The following is a 16402-nucleotide window of genomic DNA, read 5'->3' on the forward strand; positions in this document are numbered from 1 at the left end:
TTCTCCTAGGCTTCGCACGCTGTCGGGGCCGGGTTGTTCACCAGGCGCTCGAGGGTGGTGCGATCCAATAGTTCGGTGTCCAATTTGATGTAAATGGCTGCTTCATCAGCAACCACGACTGCGTCTGTTACCCCTACGACGGCCATCAGGCGCTCGACCAGACCCGCTTCGCGGATCGCCTCGGGCGACAGCGGCAAGCGCAGGCTCGTCACGTAGGGTGGTTCGCGCATGGTAACAGCAAAGGCCAACCAGAGGGCAGCCAGCCCGGCGCATCCAAGGAACACAGCCGACAAACCGCCATGCTGGAACATCCACCCGCCCATGATCCCGCCCAACGCCGAACCGAGGAACTGACTGGTGGAATAAACCCCCATGGCCGTGCCCTTGCCGCCTGCCGGTGAAACCTTGCTGATCAGCGATGGCAACGAAGCTTCCAGCAGATTGAACGCGGTAAAGAACACCACCGTGCCGATTACCAGAGCCCGCAAGCTATCGCCGAACTGCCAGAAGAATAGCTCAGTGAGCATCAGCGTCAGCACCGCGCCCAATAAAACTCGTTTCATTTTGCGTTTCTTCTCGCCGTAGATAATGAACGGGATCATGGCGAAGAAGGAAATCAGCAGCGCAGTGAGGTAAACCCACCAGTGCTGCTCCTTGGGCAGGCCGGCTTTTTCGACCAGTGCCAGGGGCAAGGCGACGAAGCTGGACATCAACATGGCGTGCAACACAAAAATGCCCAGGTCCAGGCGCAACAGGTCCGGATGCTTGAGCGTTGGCAGCAGCGCCTGGCGGGCCACACCGGATTCTCGATGCTGCAGCGGACCGGTGGCACGGGGCACCATGAACATCACGATGACGATGCCAAGCAGCGCCATGGCGCCAGTGGCCAGGAACAACCCGGAGAGGCCGAAGGCGCGTGTCAGCAGAGGGCCCACGACCATTGCGACGGCGAATGACAAACCGATGGTCATGCCGATCATGGCCATGGCTTTCGTGCGGTGCTGCTCGCGGGTCAGGTCGGACAGCAGTGCCATCACCGCAGCGGAAATCGCGCCTGCACCCTGCAGGATCCGCCCGGCAATCACACCCCAGATCGAATCGGCATTGGCGGCCAATACGCTACCCAGGGCAAAGATGATCAGCCCCAGGTAGATCACCGGGCGACGGCCGATGCGATCGGAAATGAAGCCGAACGGAATCTGGAAGAGCGCCTGGGTCAGGCCGTAAGCGCCAATCGCCAGTCCGATGAGGGCCGGGGTGGCGCCAGCCAGGTCCATGCCATAGGTCGCCAACACGGGCAACACCATGAACATGCCAAGCATACGGAAGGCGAACACCAGGGCCAGACCGCTTGCTGCACGGGTCTCACTGCCACTCATGCGTTCGCTGTGGGGATCGTGCATGGAAAAACCTCATGTGAACCGGCGGCGATTCTACCAGTCCCATCGATTGACAGGGTATATCGCGACGCTTTGCCGCGCTCACCTGACAGACTCTTCATGTAAGAGAATAACCCGCTCGTTTGATAGTGTGCATCCATCCAGTATTTGGCCGTATACTCCTACGTTTTCGACGCCCGCCAAGCGAGGCCACTTTGGACAAGATCCTGATTCGTGGGGCCCGAACCCACAACCTGAAGAACATCGACCTGACCCTGCCACGGGACAAACTGATCGTCATCACCGGCCTGTCCGGATCCGGCAAGTCTTCCCTGGCTTTTGACACCTTGTACGCCGAGGGCCAGCGCCGCTACGTCGAATCGCTGTCGGCCTATGCGCGGCAGTTCCTGTCGATGATGGAAAAACCTGACGTCGACACCATTGAAGGCTTGTCGCCAGCGATTTCCATCGAGCAGAAGTCGACGTCGCACAACCCGCGCTCGACCGTCGGCACCATCACCGAAATCTACGATTACCTGCGCCTGCTGTACGCCCGCGTTGGTATCCCGCGCTGCCCGGACCACGATATCCCGCTGGAAGCGCAAACCGTCAGCCAGATGGTCGACCTGGTCCTCGCCCAACCGGAGGGCAGCAAGCTGATGCTGCTGGCCCCGGTCATTCGCGAGCGCAAAGGCGAACACCTTTCGGTCTTCGAAGAGCTGCGCGCCCAGGGCTTCGTGCGCGCCCGGGTGAACGGCCGGCTGTGCGAGCTGGATGAACTGCCGAAGCTGGACAAGCAGAAAAAGCATTCGATTGATGTCGTGGTCGACCGCTTCAAGGTTCGCGCCGATCTGCAACAGCGCCTGGCCGAGTCTTTCGAGACCGCCTTGAAACTGGCCGACGGCATTGCCCTGATAGCGCCGATGGACGACGAGCCTGGTGAAGAGATCATCTTCTCCGCGCGCTTTGCCTGCCCGATCTGCGGCCATGCGATCAGCGAGCTTGAGCCAAAGCTGTTTTCTTTCAACAACCCGGCTGGCGCTTGCCCCACCTGCGACGGCCTGGGGGTGAAACAGTTTTTCGATATCAAGCGACTGGTCAATGGCGAGCTGACACTCGCAGAGGGCGCCATACGCGGCTGGGATCGGCGCAACGTCTATTACTTCCAGATGCTCGGGTCGTTGGCCTCGCATTACAAATTCAGCCTTGAAGTGCCGTTCAACGAATTGCCCGCCGATCAGCAGAAATTCATTCTGCATGGCAGTGGCTCGCAGAACGTCGACTTCAAATACCTGAACGACCGTGGCGATATCGTCAAACGCTCGCACCCATTCGAAGGCATCGTGCCTAACCTGGAACGTCGCTATCGCGAAACCGAGTCGGCGTCGGTACGCGAAGAGCTGGCCAAGTTCCTGAGTACCCAGCCTTGCCCGGACTGCCGCGGCACCCGACTGCGTCGCGAAGCGCGGCACGTCTGGGTGGGCGAGAAGACGCTGCCGGCAGTGACCAACCTGCCGATTGGCGACGCCTGTGAATATTTCGGTGGGCTGAAGCTTACCGGTCGTCGCGGTGAAATTGCCGACAAAATCCTCAAGGAAATACGCGAGCGCCTGCAGTTCCTGGTTAACGTGGGTCTCGACTACCTCTCGCTGGACCGTAGTGCTGACACCTTGTCCGGCGGTGAAGCCCAGCGAATCCGCCTGGCCAGCCAGATTGGCGCCGGCCTGGTGGGCGTGCTGTACATCCTCGACGAGCCTTCAATCGGCCTGCATCAACGTGACAACGACCGTCTGCTGGGCACCCTCAAGCACCTGCGCGACATCGGTAACACGGTGATCGTGGTCGAGCATGATGAAGACGCGATCCGCCTGGCGGATTACGTAGTGGATATCGGCCCAGGCGCCGGTGTACACGGCGGACATATCGTTGCCGAGGGCACGCCCGCCGAGGTCATGGCCCACCCGGATTCATTGACCGGCAAGTATTTGTCCGGACGAGTGAAGATCGCGGTGCCCGCCAAGCGCACCCCACGCAACAAGAAGCTGTCGTTGTCTCTCAAGGGCGCTCGCGGCAACAACCTGCGCAATGTCGACCTGGAGATTCCGATCGGCCTGTTGACCTGCGTGACCGGCGTGTCCGGCTCGGGCAAGTCGACGCTGATCAACAACACCCTGTTTCCCCTGAGCGCCACTGCGCTGAACGGTGCAACCACACTCGAAGCTGCCGCACACGACAGCATCAAGGGGCTGGAGCATCTGGACAAGGTTGTCGACATCGATCAGAGCCCGATCGGTCGTACGCCGCGCTCCAACCCGGCGACCTACACCGGACTGTTCACGCCGATTCGCGAATTGTTTGCCGGCGTACCGGAGTCCCGATCCCGTGGTTACGGCCCGGGTCGCTTCTCCTTCAACGTAAAGGGCGGCCGCTGCGAAGCGTGCCAGGGTGATGGCCTGATCAAGGTAGAGATGCACTTCCTGCCGGACATCTACGTGCCGTGCGACGTCTGCAAGAGCAAGCGCTACAACCGCGAAACCCTGGAGATCAAGTACAAGGGCAAGAACATTCACGAAACCCTCGAGATGACCATCGAGGAAGCCCGGGTATTCTTCGATGCGGTTCCGGCTCTGGCGCGAAAGCTTCAGACCCTGATGGACGTGGGCTTGTCCTACATCAAGCTCGGACAGTCGGCGACTACCTTGTCCGGCGGTGAAGCCCAGCGGGTCAAACTGTCCCGCGAGCTGTCGAAACGTGACACGGGCAAGACCCTGTACATCCTCGATGAGCCGACCACCGGCTTGCACTTTGCGGATATCCAGCAACTGCTCGATGTGTTGCACCGTCTGCGCGACCACGGCAATACCGTGGTAGTGATCGAGCACAACCTGGATGTGATCAAGACGGCTGACTGGCTGGTGGATCTTGGCCCCGAGGGTGGCTCCAAGGGTGGGCAGATCATCGCAGTGGGCACACCCGAAGAAGTGTCCGAGATGAAGCAGTCTCACACCGGTTTTTATCTCAAGCCGTTGCTGGCTCGCGACCGGGACTGATCTGCGCCTATGAAAAAGCCCCTGTCACTTTGTCGGTGACAGGGGCTTTTTTGTATGGACGATCTTTAGATTTTGCAATCAGAACTGCGATTGCAGGTAATTCTCCAGACCGATCAACTTGATCAGACCCAACTGCTTCTCGAGCCAGTAGGTGTGATCTTCTTCGGTGTCATTCAACTGAATACGCAGGATCTCGCGGCTGACGTAGTCCTTGTGCAACTCGCAGAGCTCGATGCCCTTGCAGAGTGCGGCGCGGACTTTGTATTCCAGGCGCAGGTCGGCGGCGAGCATGTCAGGCACGGTGGTGCCCACATCCAGGTCGTCCGGACGCATGCGTGGCGTACCTTCGAGCATCAGGATGCGACGCATCAGGGCGTCAGCGTGCTGCGCCTCTTCTTCCATCTCGTGGTTGATGCGTTCGTAGAGCTCGGTGAACCCCCAGTCCTCATACATCCGCGAGTGAACAAAATACTGGTCACGCGCGGCGAGTTCGCCGGTCAGCAACGTGTTGAGGTAATCGATAACATCTGGGTGGCCTTGCATCGCCCTACATCTCCCTGCTTGAAAGTCTGTAGTTTGAACCAACATGCCCGGAACGTCACTCGCCAGACGCAATAAAAGCGAAGATATTCAGAGAAAACCGGCTTAAATAACGCAAAAACCGCCCAAATGAGGGCGGTTCTGCTTCTCGTTTAGACTTCGTTAATCTGTACGTTGAGTGCCTTTGCGATTGCTTCTCCATACGCCGGATCGGCCTTGAAGAAATGTTGCAGCTGACGATCAACCACGTCGCTGGAAACACCCGACATCGCCGCGCAAATGTTGCTGACCAGCAAATGCTTCTGCTCGTCGCTCATCAGGCGAAACAGCGCACCGGCGTGACTGTAGTAGTCGGTGTCTTCGCGATGATCAAAGCGGTCAGCGGCGCCGCTCAGCTGCAGGGCTGGCTCGGCGTATCGAGGCGCCTGCTTAGGAGCGTCCACGTAGCTGTTGGGCTCATAGTTGGGTGCCGCACCACCATTGCTGCCAAATGCCATAGAGCCGTCGCGCTGGTAAGTGTTCACAGGGCTGCGAGGTGCATTCACCGGCAGATGCTGGTGATTGGTACCTATGCGGTAGCGGTGGGCATCCGCATAAGCGAATACACGGCCCTGGAGCATGCGGTCCGGCGACAAGCCAACACCTGGGACCATGTTGCTTGGCCCGAATGCCGCTTGCTCGACTTCAGCGAAGTAGTTCAGCGGATTACGGTTGAGCTCAAGCTCACCCACTTCGATCAGAGGAAACTCTTTCTGCGACCAGGTCTTGGTCACGTCGAAAGGATTCTCGTAATGAGCAGCCGCTTGGGCTTCAGTCATGATCTGAATGCAAACGCGCCATTTCGGGAAGTCTGCGCGCTCGATCGCTTCGAACAGGTCGCGCTGGGCGTAATCTGGATCGGTACCGGCCAGGCGTGCAGCATCTGCTGGCGCGAGGTTCTTGATCCCTTGTCGGGTTTTGTAATGCCACTTCACCCAGTGACGCTCGCCCTTGGCATTGAGCAGGCTGTAGGTGTGGCTGCCGAAGCCGTGCATGTGACGGTAGCCGTCAGGGATGCCCCGGTCCGAGAACAGGATGGTGACCTGGTGCAGCGCCTCTGGCGAGTGCGACCAGAAGTCCCACATCATCTGCGCGCTTTTGAGATTGCTCTGGGGCAGACGTTTTTGCGTGTGGATGAAGTCAGGAAATTTCAGCGGATCACGGATGAAGAACACTGGCGTGTTGTTACCGACGATGTCCCAGTTACCTTCCTCGGTATAGAACTTCAGGGCGAAGCCCCGTGGATCACGCTCGGTATCGGCCGAACCACGCTCACCACCTACGGTGGAGAATCGCAGGAAGGTCGGGGTTTGCTTGCCGACCGCTTCGAACAGCTTGGCGCTGGTGTACTCGGTAATGTCACGCGTGACCGTGAACGTGCCATAGGCACCTGAACCCTTGGCGTGGACGCGGCGTTCCGGAATGTTTTCACGGTTGAAATGTGCGAGCTTCTCGATCAGATGAAAATCGTCGAGCAGCAGCGGGCCGCGAGGGCCTGCAGAGCGGGAATTCTGGTTATCAGCGACAGGAGCGCCACTGGCGGTGGTTAGCGTTTTGGTTTGGCTCATGCGGTGTTCATCCTCTGTCAGGTCTGGATCTTGCCGGCTAATCGGCTTGAGACGAGTATTACCATTGATCGCCTAATCTACAAATTCATTAATTTGCGACAATCAATAGAAAAATACTAACAACAGTCCCGACCGAATGATGACCGGAACCACCACAGGGAGCTTGTACGAGCGATGCATTTCTTGCAGACACAAAAAACCGGGCACTAGGCCCGGTTCTTCGTTTCAGACTGACGTCTTACTCAGCGGATACAGCTTCACCGCCAACTGGACGATCAACCAGCTCAACGTACGCCATAGGCGCGTTGTCACCAGTGCGGAAACCGCACTTGAGGATGCGCAGGTAGCCACCCTCACGGGTAGCGTAACGCTTGCCCAGGTCGTTGAAGAGCTTACCAACGATAGCTTTCGAACGAGTACGGTCGAAAGCCAGACGGCGGTTAGCCAGGCTGTCTGTCTTGGCCAAAGTGATCAGCGGCTCAGCAACGCGACGCAGTTCTTTGGCTTTTGGCAGTGTAGTTTTGATCAGCTCGTGCTCGAACAGCGACACCGCCATGTTTTGAAACATGGCCTTGCGGTGCGAGCTGGTGCGGCTCAGGTGACGACCACTTTTACGATGACGCATGGTTCATTCCTTACCAAACACAACGTTCGGTGATTACGACGATCAGGCAGTCGCCTTGTCGTCCTTCTTAAGACTTGCAGGCGGCCAGTTGTCGAGGCGCATGCCGAGGGACAGACCGCGGGAGGCCAGAACGTCCTTGATTTCAGTCAAGGATTTCTTGCCAAGGTTCGGAGTCTTCAACAGCTCTACTTCGGTACGCTGAATCAGGTCACCGATGTAGTAGATGTTTTCCGCCTTAAGGCAGTTAGCCGAACGTACAGTCAGTTCCAGATCGTCAACCGGGCGAAGCAGGATCGGATCGATCTCGTCTTCCTGCTCGACAACCACTGGCTCACTGTCACCTTTGAGATCGACGAACGCAGCCAACTGCTGTTGCAGGATGGTTGCAGCACGGCGGATAGCCTCTTCAGGATCCAGGGTACCGTTGGTTTCCAGATCAATAACCAGCTTGTCCAGGTTAGTACGCTGCTCGACACGGGCGTTTTCCACCACGTATGCGATACGGCGAACCGGGCTGAACGAAGAGTCAAGCTGCAAGCGACCGATGCTGCGGCTTTCGTCTTCATCGCTCTGACGCGAGTCTGCCGGTTCATAACCACGACCACGAGCTACGGTGAGCTTCATGTTCAGGGCGCCGTTAGACGCCAGGTTAGCGATTACGTGATCGGGGTTAACGATCTCGACATCATGATCCAGCTGAATATCGGCAGCGGTAACCACCCCCGAACCCTTCTTCGACAAGGTCAGCGTAACTTCGTCACGACCGTGCAGCTTGATAGCCAGACCTTTAAGGTTCAACAGGATTTCAATTACGTCTTCCTGTACGCCTTCGATGGCGCTGTACTCATGGAGTACACCGTCAATCTCGGCCTCGACTACTGCACAGCCGGGCATTGAGGACAACAGGATGCGTCGCAGCGCGTTGCCCAGGGTGTGGCCGAAACCACGCTCGAGAGGCTCGAGAGTGATCTTGGCGCGGGTTGGACTGACAACCTGCACATCAATATGGCGGGGTGTCAGGAACTCATTTACCGAAATCTGCATGGATGCACCTATTTTCTAGCCCTTACTTGGAGTAGAGCTCGACAATCAGGCTTTCGTTGATGTCGGCGGACAGATCACTGCGAGCTGGAACGTTCTTGAAAACGCCCGACTTCTTCTCAGTGTCTACTTCTACCCATTCTACGCGGCCACGTTGGGCACACAGATCGAGAGCTTGGACAATGCGAAGTTGGTTCTTTGCTTTCTCGCGAATCGCGACCACGTCACCAGCACGAACCTGGTACGACGGCACGTTTACGGTCTGACCGTTAACGCTTACGGATTTGTGCGATACCAGCTGACGGGATTCGGCACGAGTCGAACCAAAGCCCATACGGTATACAACGTTGTCCAGACGGCATTCGAGCAGTTGCAGCAGGTTTTCACCGGTTGCACCTTTCTTGCCAGCAGCTTCTTTGTAGTAGCCGCTGAATTGACGCTCGAGAACGCCGTAGATACGACGGACCTTCTGCTTTTCACGCAGTTGGGTGCCGTAATCGGACTGGCGACCGCGGCGTTGGCCGTGGATACCAGGTGCTGCTTCAATGTTGCACTTCGATTCGATCGCGCGCACGCCGCTCTTCAGGAAGAGATCGGTGCCTTCGCGACGAGCGAGTTTGCATTTTGGACCAATGTAACGAGCCATTCTTTACAATCTCCTGGATTACACGCGGCGCTTCTTCGGCGGACGGCACCCGTTGTGCGGGATTGGCGTCACGTCGGTGATGCTGGCGATCTTATAGCCACAGCCGTTCAAAGCACGGACAGCAGACTCACGACCTGGACCTGGACCCTTGACGTTAACGTCGAGGTTTTTCAGGCCGTATTCCAGCGCAGCTTGACCAGCACGTTCAGCAGCTACTTGAGCAGCAAACGGCGTGGACTTGCGGGAACCGCGGAAACCCGAACCACCGGAGGTAGCCCAAGAAAGCGCGTTACCTTGACGGTCGGTGATGGTCACGATTGTGTTGTTAAAAGAAGCATGGATGTGGGCGATGCCATCAACCACTGTCTTTTTAACTTTTTTACGAGGACGAGCAGCAGGTTTTGCCATGATAATTTTCCTGTCGATTCGCTGGGGCGATTACTTGCGGATCGGCTTACGCGGACCTTTACGGGTACGCGCGTTAGTCTTGGTACGCTGACCGCGCACTGGAAGACCACGACGATGACGCAGACCGCGATAGCAACCGAGGTCCATCAAACGCTTGATTTTCATGTTGATTTCGCGACGCAGGTCACCTTCAGTGGTGAACTTCGCCACTTCGCCACGCAGCAATTCAATCTGCTCGTCGCTCAGATCCTTGATCTTAGCGGCTGGGTTTACCCCAGCAACTGCGCAAATTTTCTGCGCAGTAGTGCGACCAACACCATAGATGTAGGTCAGCGAGATAACAGTATGCTTGTTATCTGGAATGTTAACGCCTGCAATACGGGCCATTCAGTGGGACTCCAATTGACAGCTACCTACGCCCCGGAAGCCAAGAAATAGGGCGCGAGATAATATCGCTGTAATAACAAATAATCAACCCGATAGCGCACTAGCTACCGGGCTTGAAGCACAATCACACTCAGCCTTGGCGCTGTTTGTGACGCGGTTCCGCGCTGCAAATTACTCGAACAACACCTTCGCGGCGAATAATCTTGCAGTTACGGCACAGCTTTTTCACCGATGCACGAACTTTCATCACCAACTCCTCGAACCTTATGGGTACTCAGCGCAACATTCCGCTGCCGTAACCCTTCAGGTTGGCTTTCTTCATCAGGGATTCGTACTGGTGCGAAACGAGGTGCGATTGTACTTGGGACATGAAGTCCATCACAACCACGACGACGATCAGCAACGAGGTCCCGCCAAGGTAGAACGGAACGTTTGCCGCAACCACCAGGAACTGGGGCAGCAGGCACACGGCCGTCATATATAGAGCACCGAACAGGGTCAAACGCGTCAGAACGCCATCAATGTAGCGCGCCGACTGCTCGCCTGGACGGATGCCCGGAATAAAGGCACCGGACTTCTTCAGGTTTTCCGCTACGTCTTTCGGATTGAACATCAACGCCGTATAGAAGAAGCAGAAGAAAATAATCCCTGCACTAAACAGCAGAATATTCAACGGCTGACCAGGAGCGATCGACTGCGAGATGTCCTGCAACCAGCCCATACCTTCAGACTGACCGAACCAGGTACCCAACGAAGCCGGGAACAGCAAAATGCTGCTCGCGAAAATAGCCGGAATAACACCGGCCATGTTCACCTTCAGCGGCAAGTGGCTAGTCTGCGCAGCAAAGACCTTGCGGCCCTGCTGACGCTTGGCGTAGTGAACAGCAATACGACGCTGGCCACGCTCAATGAACACCACAAAACCGATAATCGCTACTGCCAGCAAACCGATCGCAACCAGGGCGAAAATGTTGATATCACCCTGACGCGCAGACTCGAAAGACTGCCCGATCGCTCTCGGAAGACCGGCGACGATACCTGCGAAAATCAACATCGAGATACCGTTGCCAACACCACGCTCAGTAATCTGCTCACCCAGCCACATCATGAACATCGCACCAGCCACAAAAGTGGATACTGCGACGAAATGGAAGCCAAAGTCACCAGTGAACGATACGCCCTGCCCCGCCAGACCAATGGACATGCCAATTGCCTGAACGAGAGCGAGGACGACAGTGCCGTAGCGGGTGTACTGGGCAATCTTGCGACGCCCAGCTTCACCTTCCTTCTTCAACTGCTCCAGCTGCGGGCTGACGGCTGTCATCAGTTGCATGATGATCGATGCCGAAATGTACGGCATGATCCCCAGTGCAAAGATGCTCATCCGCTCCAGCGCGCCGCCGGAAAACATGTTGAACAAGCTAAGAATGGTCCCCTCATTCTGTCGAAACAGGTCCGCGAGTCGGTCCGGGTTGATACCTGGAACCGGGATGTGTGCGCCTATTCGGTAGACGATAATCGCCAGGAACAGAAAACGCAGACGAGCCCAGAGTTCAGACATACCGCCTTTGCCGAGCGCAGAGAGAGCACCTTGCTTAGCCATTTATTCCTCGAACTTGCCGCCAGCTGCTTCGATAGCCGCACGCGCACCTTTGGTGGCGCCGATTCCCTTTCCGATGGTAACAGCGCGAGTCACTTCGCCGGACAGCATGATTTTCACACGCTGAACGTTGACGTTGATCACGTTGGCATCTTTCAGGGACTGCACGGTGACGATGTCGCCTTCCACTTTAGCCAGCTCGGACAGACGCACTTCTGCGCGGTCCATGGCTTTCAGGGAAACGAAACCGAACTTCGGCAGGCGACGATGCAGCGGCTGTTGACCGCCTTCAAAGCCTGGAGCAATGGTGCCACCGGAGCGGGAGGACTGACCTTTGTGGCCACGGCCACCGGTCTTGCCCAAACCACTACCGATACCACGGCCCGGACGATGCTTTTCGCGACGGGAACCCGGCGCTGGACTCAGATCATTGAGTTTCATCGATTAACCCTCGACACGCAGCATGTAGTAAGCCTTGTTGATCATCCCGCGATTCTCGGGAGTATCAAGTACTTCTACAGTGTGACCGATGCGACGCAGACCCAGACCCTTAACGCACAGTTTGTGGTTAGGGATGCGGCCGGTCATGCTTTTGATCAGCGTTACTTTAACGGTAGCCATGATCAGAAGATCTCCTTGACGCTTTTGCCACGCTTGGCGGCAATGGATTCAGGAGACTGCATAGCTTTCAAACCTTTGAAAGTGGCGTGAACCACGTTTACCGGGTTAGTCGAGCCATAGCACTTGGCCAGAACGTTCTGAACGCCAGCAACCTCGAGGACAGCACGCATAGCGCCGCCAGCGATGATACCGGTACCTTCAGAAGCAGGCTGCATGTACACCTTCGAAGCACCGTGAGCGGACTTCATTGCGTACTGCAGAGTGGTGCCGTTCAGGTCAACTTGGATCATGTTGCGGCGAGCAGCTTCCATTGCCTTCTGGATCGCAGCAGGCACTTCACGCGACTTGCCACGGCCGAAGCCAACGCGCCCTTTACCATCACCCACCACGGTCAACGCGGTGAAAGTGAAGATACGGCCGCCTTTAACGGTTTTGGCTACGCGGTTAACTTGAACCAGCTTCTCGATGTAGCCTTCGTCGCGCTTTTGGTCGTTATTTGACATAACTTAGAACTCCAGCCCAGCTTCACGAGCAGCATCAGCCAGCGCTTTAACGCGGCCGTGGTACTTGAAGCCAGAGCGGTCGAAAGCCACTTGCGAGACGCCAGCGGCCTTAGCACGCGTAGCGACCAGCTGGCCAACCTTAGTGGCCGCGTCGATGTTGCCAGTGGCACCATCACGCAGTTCTTTATCCAAAGTCGAGGCGGATGCCAGAACTTTGGCGCCGTCGGCCGAAATGACCTGGGCGTAGATGTGCTGCGACGAGCGGAACACGCAGAGACGCACGACTTCGAGTTCGTGCATTTTCAGGCGTGCTTTGCGAGCGCGACGCAGTCGAGTAACTTTTTTGTCGGTCATTTGCTATGCCCTACTTCTTCTTGGCTTCTTTACGACGGACGACTTCGTCCGCGTAGCGCACACCTTTGCCTTTGTACGGCTCTGGTGGACGGAAGTCGCGGATCTCGGCGGCCACTTGACCTACCAGCTGCTTGTCGATGCCCTTGATCAGGATATCGGTCTGGCTAGGAGTCTCAGCGGTGATGCCTTCCGGCAGTTCATAATCCACTGGGTGCGAGAAGCCAAGAGCCAGATTCAGCACTGTGCCTTTTGCTTGCGCTTTGTAACCAACACCGACCAGCTGGAGCTTGCGCTCGAAGCCTTGGCTTACGCCTTGGACCATGTTGTTTACCAACGCACGAGTGGTACCAGCCATTGCGCGAGTTTGTTGATCGCCATTGCGAGCAGCGAAACGCAGCTCACCAGCTTCTTCAACGATCTCAACGGACGAATGGATGTTCAGTTCGAGAGTGCCCTTGGCACCCTTCACCGAAAGCTGTTGGCCTGCGAATTTGACTTCGACACCGGCTGGCAGCTTAACGGGGTTCTTAGCGACGCGTGACATGCTTATCCCCCCTTAGAACACAGTGCAAAGAACTTCGCCGCCGACACCGGCAGCGCGCGCAGCACGATCCGTCATCACACCTTTGTTGGTGGAGACGATAGACACACCGAGACCGCCACGAACTTTTGGCAGATCATCGACGGACTTGTACTGACGCAGGCCTGGACGGCTAACGCGCTTCACTTCTTCGATGACCGGACGGCCTTCGAAATATTTCAGCTCGATAGACAGCAGTGGTTTTGTTTCGCTGCTGATCTGATAACCCGCGATGTAACCTTCGTCCTTCAGGACTTTAGCTACAGCCACCTTCAACGTGGAAGAAGGCATGCTTACGACGGACTTTTCAGCCATCTGGGCATTACGGATTCGAGTTAGCATGTCCGCTAACGGGTCCTGCATACTCATGGGCTAGACGCTCCTAATACAAAAAAATTAGCCTTGCGGCTACATATGTCGCCGAGAATCTCCGGGCCTAAAACACACGGGCTCAGGCGAGCCGCGTATTTTAGACATACTCCGGAAATGAAACAAGCCCCAAAAGGGGCTTGTTCCAGATTCTAGGTCACCGGCGGTCAGTCTCTTGCGATTCTGGCCACCTGGACTTCGAAGGTACTTACCAGCTGGCTTTAACCAGACCAGGTACGTCACCACGCATTGCAGCTTCACGCAGTTTGTTACGGCCGAGGCCGAACTTGCGGTAAACACCGTGTGGACGACCGGTCAGGCGGCAGCGGTTACGCATGCGCGAGGCGCTTGCGTCACGTGGCTGCTTCTGCAGAGCTACTGTAGCTTCCCAACGCGCTTCTGGACTTGCGTTCAGATCAACGATGATAGCTTTCAGTGCTGCACGCTTTTTGGCGTACTTGGCAACCGTGAGCTGACGTTTCAGCTCGCGGTTTTTCATGCTCATCTTGGCCATTTTCCTACTCCAATCAGTTGCGGAACGGGAATTTGAAAGCACGCAACAGGGCGCGACCTTCATCATCGTTCTTGGCAGTGGTGGTCAGGGTAATGTCCAGACCGCGGAGAGCATCGATCTTGTCGTAGTCGATTTCCGGGAAGATGATCTGCTCTTTAACGCCCATGCTGTAGTTACCACGACCATCGAAGGACTTGGCATTCAGGCCGCGGAAGTCGCGGACCCGAGGCAGGGAGATCGACAGCAGACGATCCAGGAATTCGTACATACGCTCACGGCGCAGGGTCACTTTGACGCCGATCGGCCAACCTTCACGGACTTTAAAGCCAGCGATGGATTTCCGAGCGTAAGTCACAACGACTTTCTGACCGGTGATCTTTTCCAGGTCGGCAACAGCGTGCTCGATGACTTTTTTGTCACCGACCGCTTCGCCCAGACCCATGTTCAGGGTGATTTTTGTAACGCGTGGAACTTCCATCACGTTCGAAAGCTTAAGTTCTTCCTTAAGCTTCGGTGCGATTTCTTTCCAGTAAATCTCTTTTAGTCGTGCCATGGTCTCATCTACCTAGCAGTGTTCAAGCATCAACCGCTTTTTGGGTCGACTTGAAGACACGAATTTTCTTGCCGTCTTCTACTTTGAAACCAACGCGATCAGCCTTGTTGGTTTCGCCGTTGAAAATGGCGACGTTAGAAGCGTCCAGTGGAGCTTCTTTTTCGACGATACCGCCTTGCACGCCCGACATCGGGTTAGGCTTGGTATGACGCTTAACCAGGTTCAGACCACCAATAACCAGACGGTTGTTAGCGAGAACCTTAAGCACCTTACCGCGCTTACCTTTGTCTTTGCCGGCGATCACGATGATCTCGTCGTCACGACGAATCTTTTGCATGTCGGATCTCCTTACAGCACTTCTGGGGCGAGCGAGACGATCTTCATGAACTTCTCAGTACGAAGTTCACGGGTCACTGGCCCAAAGATACGGGTGCCGATCGGCTCTTGCTTGTTGTTCAGAAGAACAGCAGCGTTGCCATCAAAGCGGATAATGGAGCCATCAGCACGGCGTACGCCGTGACGAGTGCGGACTACAACAGCAGTCATCACTTGGCCTTTTTTCACCTTACCGCGAGGAATTGCTTCCTTCACGGTAACTTTGATGATGTCACCGATACCAGCGTAACGACGATGGGAGCCACCCAGCACCTTGATGCACATAACGCGGCGTGCGCCGCTGTTATCGGCCACATCGAGCATGGATTGAGTCTGAATCATATAATTTCTCCGACCCCTAGTCCTTAGACTTCCACAGCGCGTTCGAGAACATCAACCAGCGCCCAAGACTTGGTCTTGGCCAAAGGACGAGTTTCACGAATAGTGACTTTGTCGCCGATGTGGCACTGATTGGTTTCGTCGTGCGCGTGCAGCTTAGTCGAACGCTTAACGTATTTACCGTAGATCGGGTGCTTTACGCGACGCTCGATCAGAACGGTGATGGTCTTGTCCATTTTGTCGCTGACAACACGGCCAGTCAGCGTACGGACGGTTTTTTCGGCTTCAGCCATGATTACTTACCTGCCTGCTGTTTGAGCACAGTCTTCACGCGAGCGATGTCACGCTTAACTTGCCGGAGCAGGTGAGACTGCCCCAACTGGCCAGTTGCTTTCTGCATGCGCAGATTGAACTGGTCGCGCAGCAGGCCGAGCAGTTGCTCGTTAAGCTGCGGCGCGTCTTTTTCACGAAGTTCGTTCGCTTTCATCACATCACCGTCCGTTTAACAAAAGCGGTGGCGAGCGGCAGCTTTGCAGCAGCCAGGGCAAAAGCCTCACGCGCCAGCTCTTCAGAAACGCCCTCGATTTCATACAGGACTTTGCCTGGCTGAATCTGGGCAACCCAGTACTCCACAGAACCCTTACCTTTACCCATCCGAACTTCGAGGGGCTTTTTGGAGATCGGCTTGTCCGGGAATACACGGATCCAGATCTTGCCGCCACGTTTAACGTGACGGGTCAGTGCACGACGCGCTGACTCGATCTGACGAGCGGTGAGACGACCACGAGCTACAGACTTCAGCGCATATTCGCCGAAGCTGACTTTGCTACCGCGCAGAGCCAAGCCACGGTTGTGGCCAGTCATCTGCTTGCGGAACTTCGTACGCTTTGGTTGCAACATTTGGCGTACCC

24 protein-coding genes are annotated in these 16402 nt (G+C 56.2%); 1 reads left to right on the forward strand and 23 read right to left on the reverse strand.

Annotated elements, in window-relative coordinates:
• Nucleotides 1-5: 5 nt before the first annotated feature.
• Nucleotides 6-1403 (reverse strand): MFS transporter, encoded by a 1398-nt coding sequence (locus EQV97_RS20990; protein WP_045057472.1) that lies wholly within the window; start codon nucleotides 1401-1403, stop codon nucleotides 6-8.
• 191 nt (nucleotides 1404-1594) lie between these two features.
• Here EQV97_RS20990 and uvrA point away from each other — a divergent pair, with 191 nt between their 5' ends.
• Nucleotides 1595-4429 carry an excinuclease ABC subunit UvrA gene (uvrA, locus tag EQV97_RS20995; protein WP_240889725.1) on the forward strand — a complete coding sequence of 945 codons (2835 nt, stop codon included), beginning with the start codon at nucleotides 1595-1597 and terminating at the stop codon, nucleotides 4427-4429.
• 78 nt (nucleotides 4430-4507) lie between these two features.
• Here the strand turns inward: uvrA and bfr are convergent, their stop codons facing one another.
• From bfr to rplP, 22 genes are all read right to left on the reverse strand, one after another.
• Entirely contained in the window at nucleotides 4508-4972 is a 465-nt protein-coding gene (bfr, locus tag EQV97_RS21000; RefSeq protein ID WP_045057470.1) for a bacterioferritin, read from the reverse strand.
• A 149-nt stretch (nucleotides 4973-5121) separates the two neighbouring features.
• Nucleotides 5122-6576 (reverse strand): catalase, encoded by a 1455-nt coding sequence (locus EQV97_RS21005; RefSeq protein WP_240889728.1) that lies wholly within the window; start codon nucleotides 6574-6576, stop codon nucleotides 5122-5124.
• A 238-nt stretch (nucleotides 6577-6814) separates the two neighbouring features.
• A complete protein-coding gene (rplQ, locus tag EQV97_RS21010) occupies nucleotides 6815-7201 on the reverse strand; it encodes a 50S ribosomal protein L17 (RefSeq protein WP_007896790.1) in 387 nt (128 codons plus the stop codon).
• Nucleotides 7202-7243: 42 nt separating this feature from the next.
• Entirely contained in the window at nucleotides 7244-8245 is a 1002-nt protein-coding gene (gene rpoA / locus EQV97_RS21015) for a DNA-directed RNA polymerase subunit alpha (RefSeq protein WP_003186012.1), read from the reverse strand.
• Nucleotides 8246-8267: 22 nt separating this feature from the next.
• The gene (gene rpsD, locus EQV97_RS21020; protein WP_003210056.1) at nucleotides 8268-8888 is read right to left on the reverse strand and encodes a 30S ribosomal protein S4; all 621 of its coding nucleotides are present in this window, start codon (nucleotides 8886-8888) and stop codon (nucleotides 8268-8270) included.
• An 18-nt stretch (nucleotides 8889-8906) separates the two neighbouring features.
• Nucleotides 8907-9296, reverse strand: coding sequence for a 30S ribosomal protein S11 (rpsK, locus tag EQV97_RS21025; protein WP_002555466.1), 390 nt, complete (start codon nucleotides 9294-9296; stop codon nucleotides 8907-8909).
• A gap of 30 nt (nucleotides 9297-9326) precedes the next feature.
• The gene (gene rpsM / locus EQV97_RS21030; RefSeq protein ID WP_024077676.1) at nucleotides 9327-9683 is read right to left on the reverse strand and encodes a 30S ribosomal protein S13; all 357 of its coding nucleotides are present in this window, start codon (nucleotides 9681-9683) and stop codon (nucleotides 9327-9329) included.
• A gap of 130 nt (nucleotides 9684-9813) precedes the next feature.
• Nucleotides 9814-9930, reverse strand: coding sequence for a 50S ribosomal protein L36 (gene rpmJ, locus EQV97_RS21035; RefSeq protein WP_002555468.1), 117 nt, complete (start codon nucleotides 9928-9930; stop codon nucleotides 9814-9816).
• A gap of 27 nt (nucleotides 9931-9957) precedes the next feature.
• Nucleotides 9958-11286 carry a preprotein translocase subunit SecY gene (gene secY / locus EQV97_RS21040; RefSeq protein ID WP_008073883.1) on the reverse strand — a complete coding sequence of 443 codons (1329 nt, stop codon included), beginning with the start codon at nucleotides 11284-11286 and terminating at the stop codon, nucleotides 9958-9960.
• Nucleotides 11287-11724 carry a 50S ribosomal protein L15 gene (rplO, locus tag EQV97_RS21045; RefSeq protein ID WP_007896782.1) on the reverse strand — a complete coding sequence of 146 codons (438 nt, stop codon included), beginning with the start codon at nucleotides 11722-11724 and terminating at the stop codon, nucleotides 11287-11289.
• A 3-nt stretch (nucleotides 11725-11727) separates the two neighbouring features.
• On the reverse strand, nucleotides 11728-11904 hold the full coding sequence (gene rpmD / locus EQV97_RS21050) for a 50S ribosomal protein L30 (RefSeq protein WP_003186033.1): 177 nt from the start codon (nucleotides 11902-11904) through the stop codon (nucleotides 11728-11730).
• Nucleotides 11905-11906: 2 nt separating this feature from the next.
• Nucleotides 11907-12407, reverse strand: coding sequence for a 30S ribosomal protein S5 (gene rpsE / locus EQV97_RS21055; protein ID WP_003186035.1), 501 nt, complete (start codon nucleotides 12405-12407; stop codon nucleotides 11907-11909).
• Between the two features lie 3 nt (nucleotides 12408-12410).
• Nucleotides 12411-12761, reverse strand: coding sequence for a 50S ribosomal protein L18 (gene rplR / locus EQV97_RS21060; RefSeq protein WP_017341069.1), 351 nt, complete (start codon nucleotides 12759-12761; stop codon nucleotides 12411-12413).
• A gap of 10 nt (nucleotides 12762-12771) precedes the next feature.
• The gene (gene rplF / locus EQV97_RS21065) at nucleotides 12772-13305 is read right to left on the reverse strand and encodes a 50S ribosomal protein L6 (RefSeq protein ID WP_003176412.1); all 534 of its coding nucleotides are present in this window, start codon (nucleotides 13303-13305) and stop codon (nucleotides 12772-12774) included.
• 12 nt (nucleotides 13306-13317) lie between these two features.
• Nucleotides 13318-13710, reverse strand: a complete 393-nt coding sequence (gene rpsH, locus EQV97_RS21070) for a 30S ribosomal protein S8 (RefSeq protein WP_008065722.1) — start codon at nucleotides 13708-13710, stop codon at nucleotides 13318-13320.
• Between the two features lie 208 nt (nucleotides 13711-13918).
• A complete protein-coding gene (gene rpsN, locus EQV97_RS21075) occupies nucleotides 13919-14224 on the reverse strand; it encodes a 30S ribosomal protein S14 (RefSeq protein ID WP_003176414.1) in 306 nt (101 codons plus the stop codon).
• 13 nt (nucleotides 14225-14237) lie between these two features.
• On the reverse strand, nucleotides 14238-14777 hold the full coding sequence (rplE, locus tag EQV97_RS21080; protein WP_003176415.1) for a 50S ribosomal protein L5: 540 nt from the start codon (nucleotides 14775-14777) through the stop codon (nucleotides 14238-14240).
• A 22-nt stretch (nucleotides 14778-14799) separates the two neighbouring features.
• The gene (gene rplX, locus EQV97_RS21085; RefSeq protein ID WP_003176416.1) at nucleotides 14800-15114 is read right to left on the reverse strand and encodes a 50S ribosomal protein L24; all 315 of its coding nucleotides are present in this window, start codon (nucleotides 15112-15114) and stop codon (nucleotides 14800-14802) included.
• 11 nt (nucleotides 15115-15125) lie between these two features.
• Nucleotides 15126-15494, reverse strand: coding sequence for a 50S ribosomal protein L14 (gene rplN / locus EQV97_RS21090; protein WP_002555479.1), 369 nt, complete (start codon nucleotides 15492-15494; stop codon nucleotides 15126-15128).
• Between the two features lie 23 nt (nucleotides 15495-15517).
• A complete protein-coding gene (gene rpsQ, locus EQV97_RS21095) occupies nucleotides 15518-15784 on the reverse strand; it encodes a 30S ribosomal protein S17 (RefSeq protein WP_003176419.1) in 267 nt (88 codons plus the stop codon).
• A 2-nt stretch (nucleotides 15785-15786) separates the two neighbouring features.
• Complete coding sequence (gene rpmC, locus EQV97_RS21100; RefSeq protein ID WP_008030901.1) at nucleotides 15787-15978, reverse strand: 50S ribosomal protein L29; 192 nt, start codon at nucleotides 15976-15978, stop codon at nucleotides 15787-15789.
• Complete coding sequence (rplP, locus tag EQV97_RS21105; protein ID WP_122838845.1) at nucleotides 15978-16391, reverse strand: 50S ribosomal protein L16; 414 nt, start codon at nucleotides 16389-16391, stop codon at nucleotides 15978-15980. The genes rpmC and rplP overlap by 1 nt, the downstream gene beginning before the upstream one ends.
• Nucleotides 16392-16402 lie beyond the last annotated feature (11 nt).

The sequence above is a fragment of the Pseudomonas sp. TMW22090 genome, from assembly GCF_022496665.1.
GTDB lineage: Bacteria > Pseudomonadota > Gammaproteobacteria > Pseudomonadales > Pseudomonadaceae > Aquipseudomonas > Aquipseudomonas gregormendelii.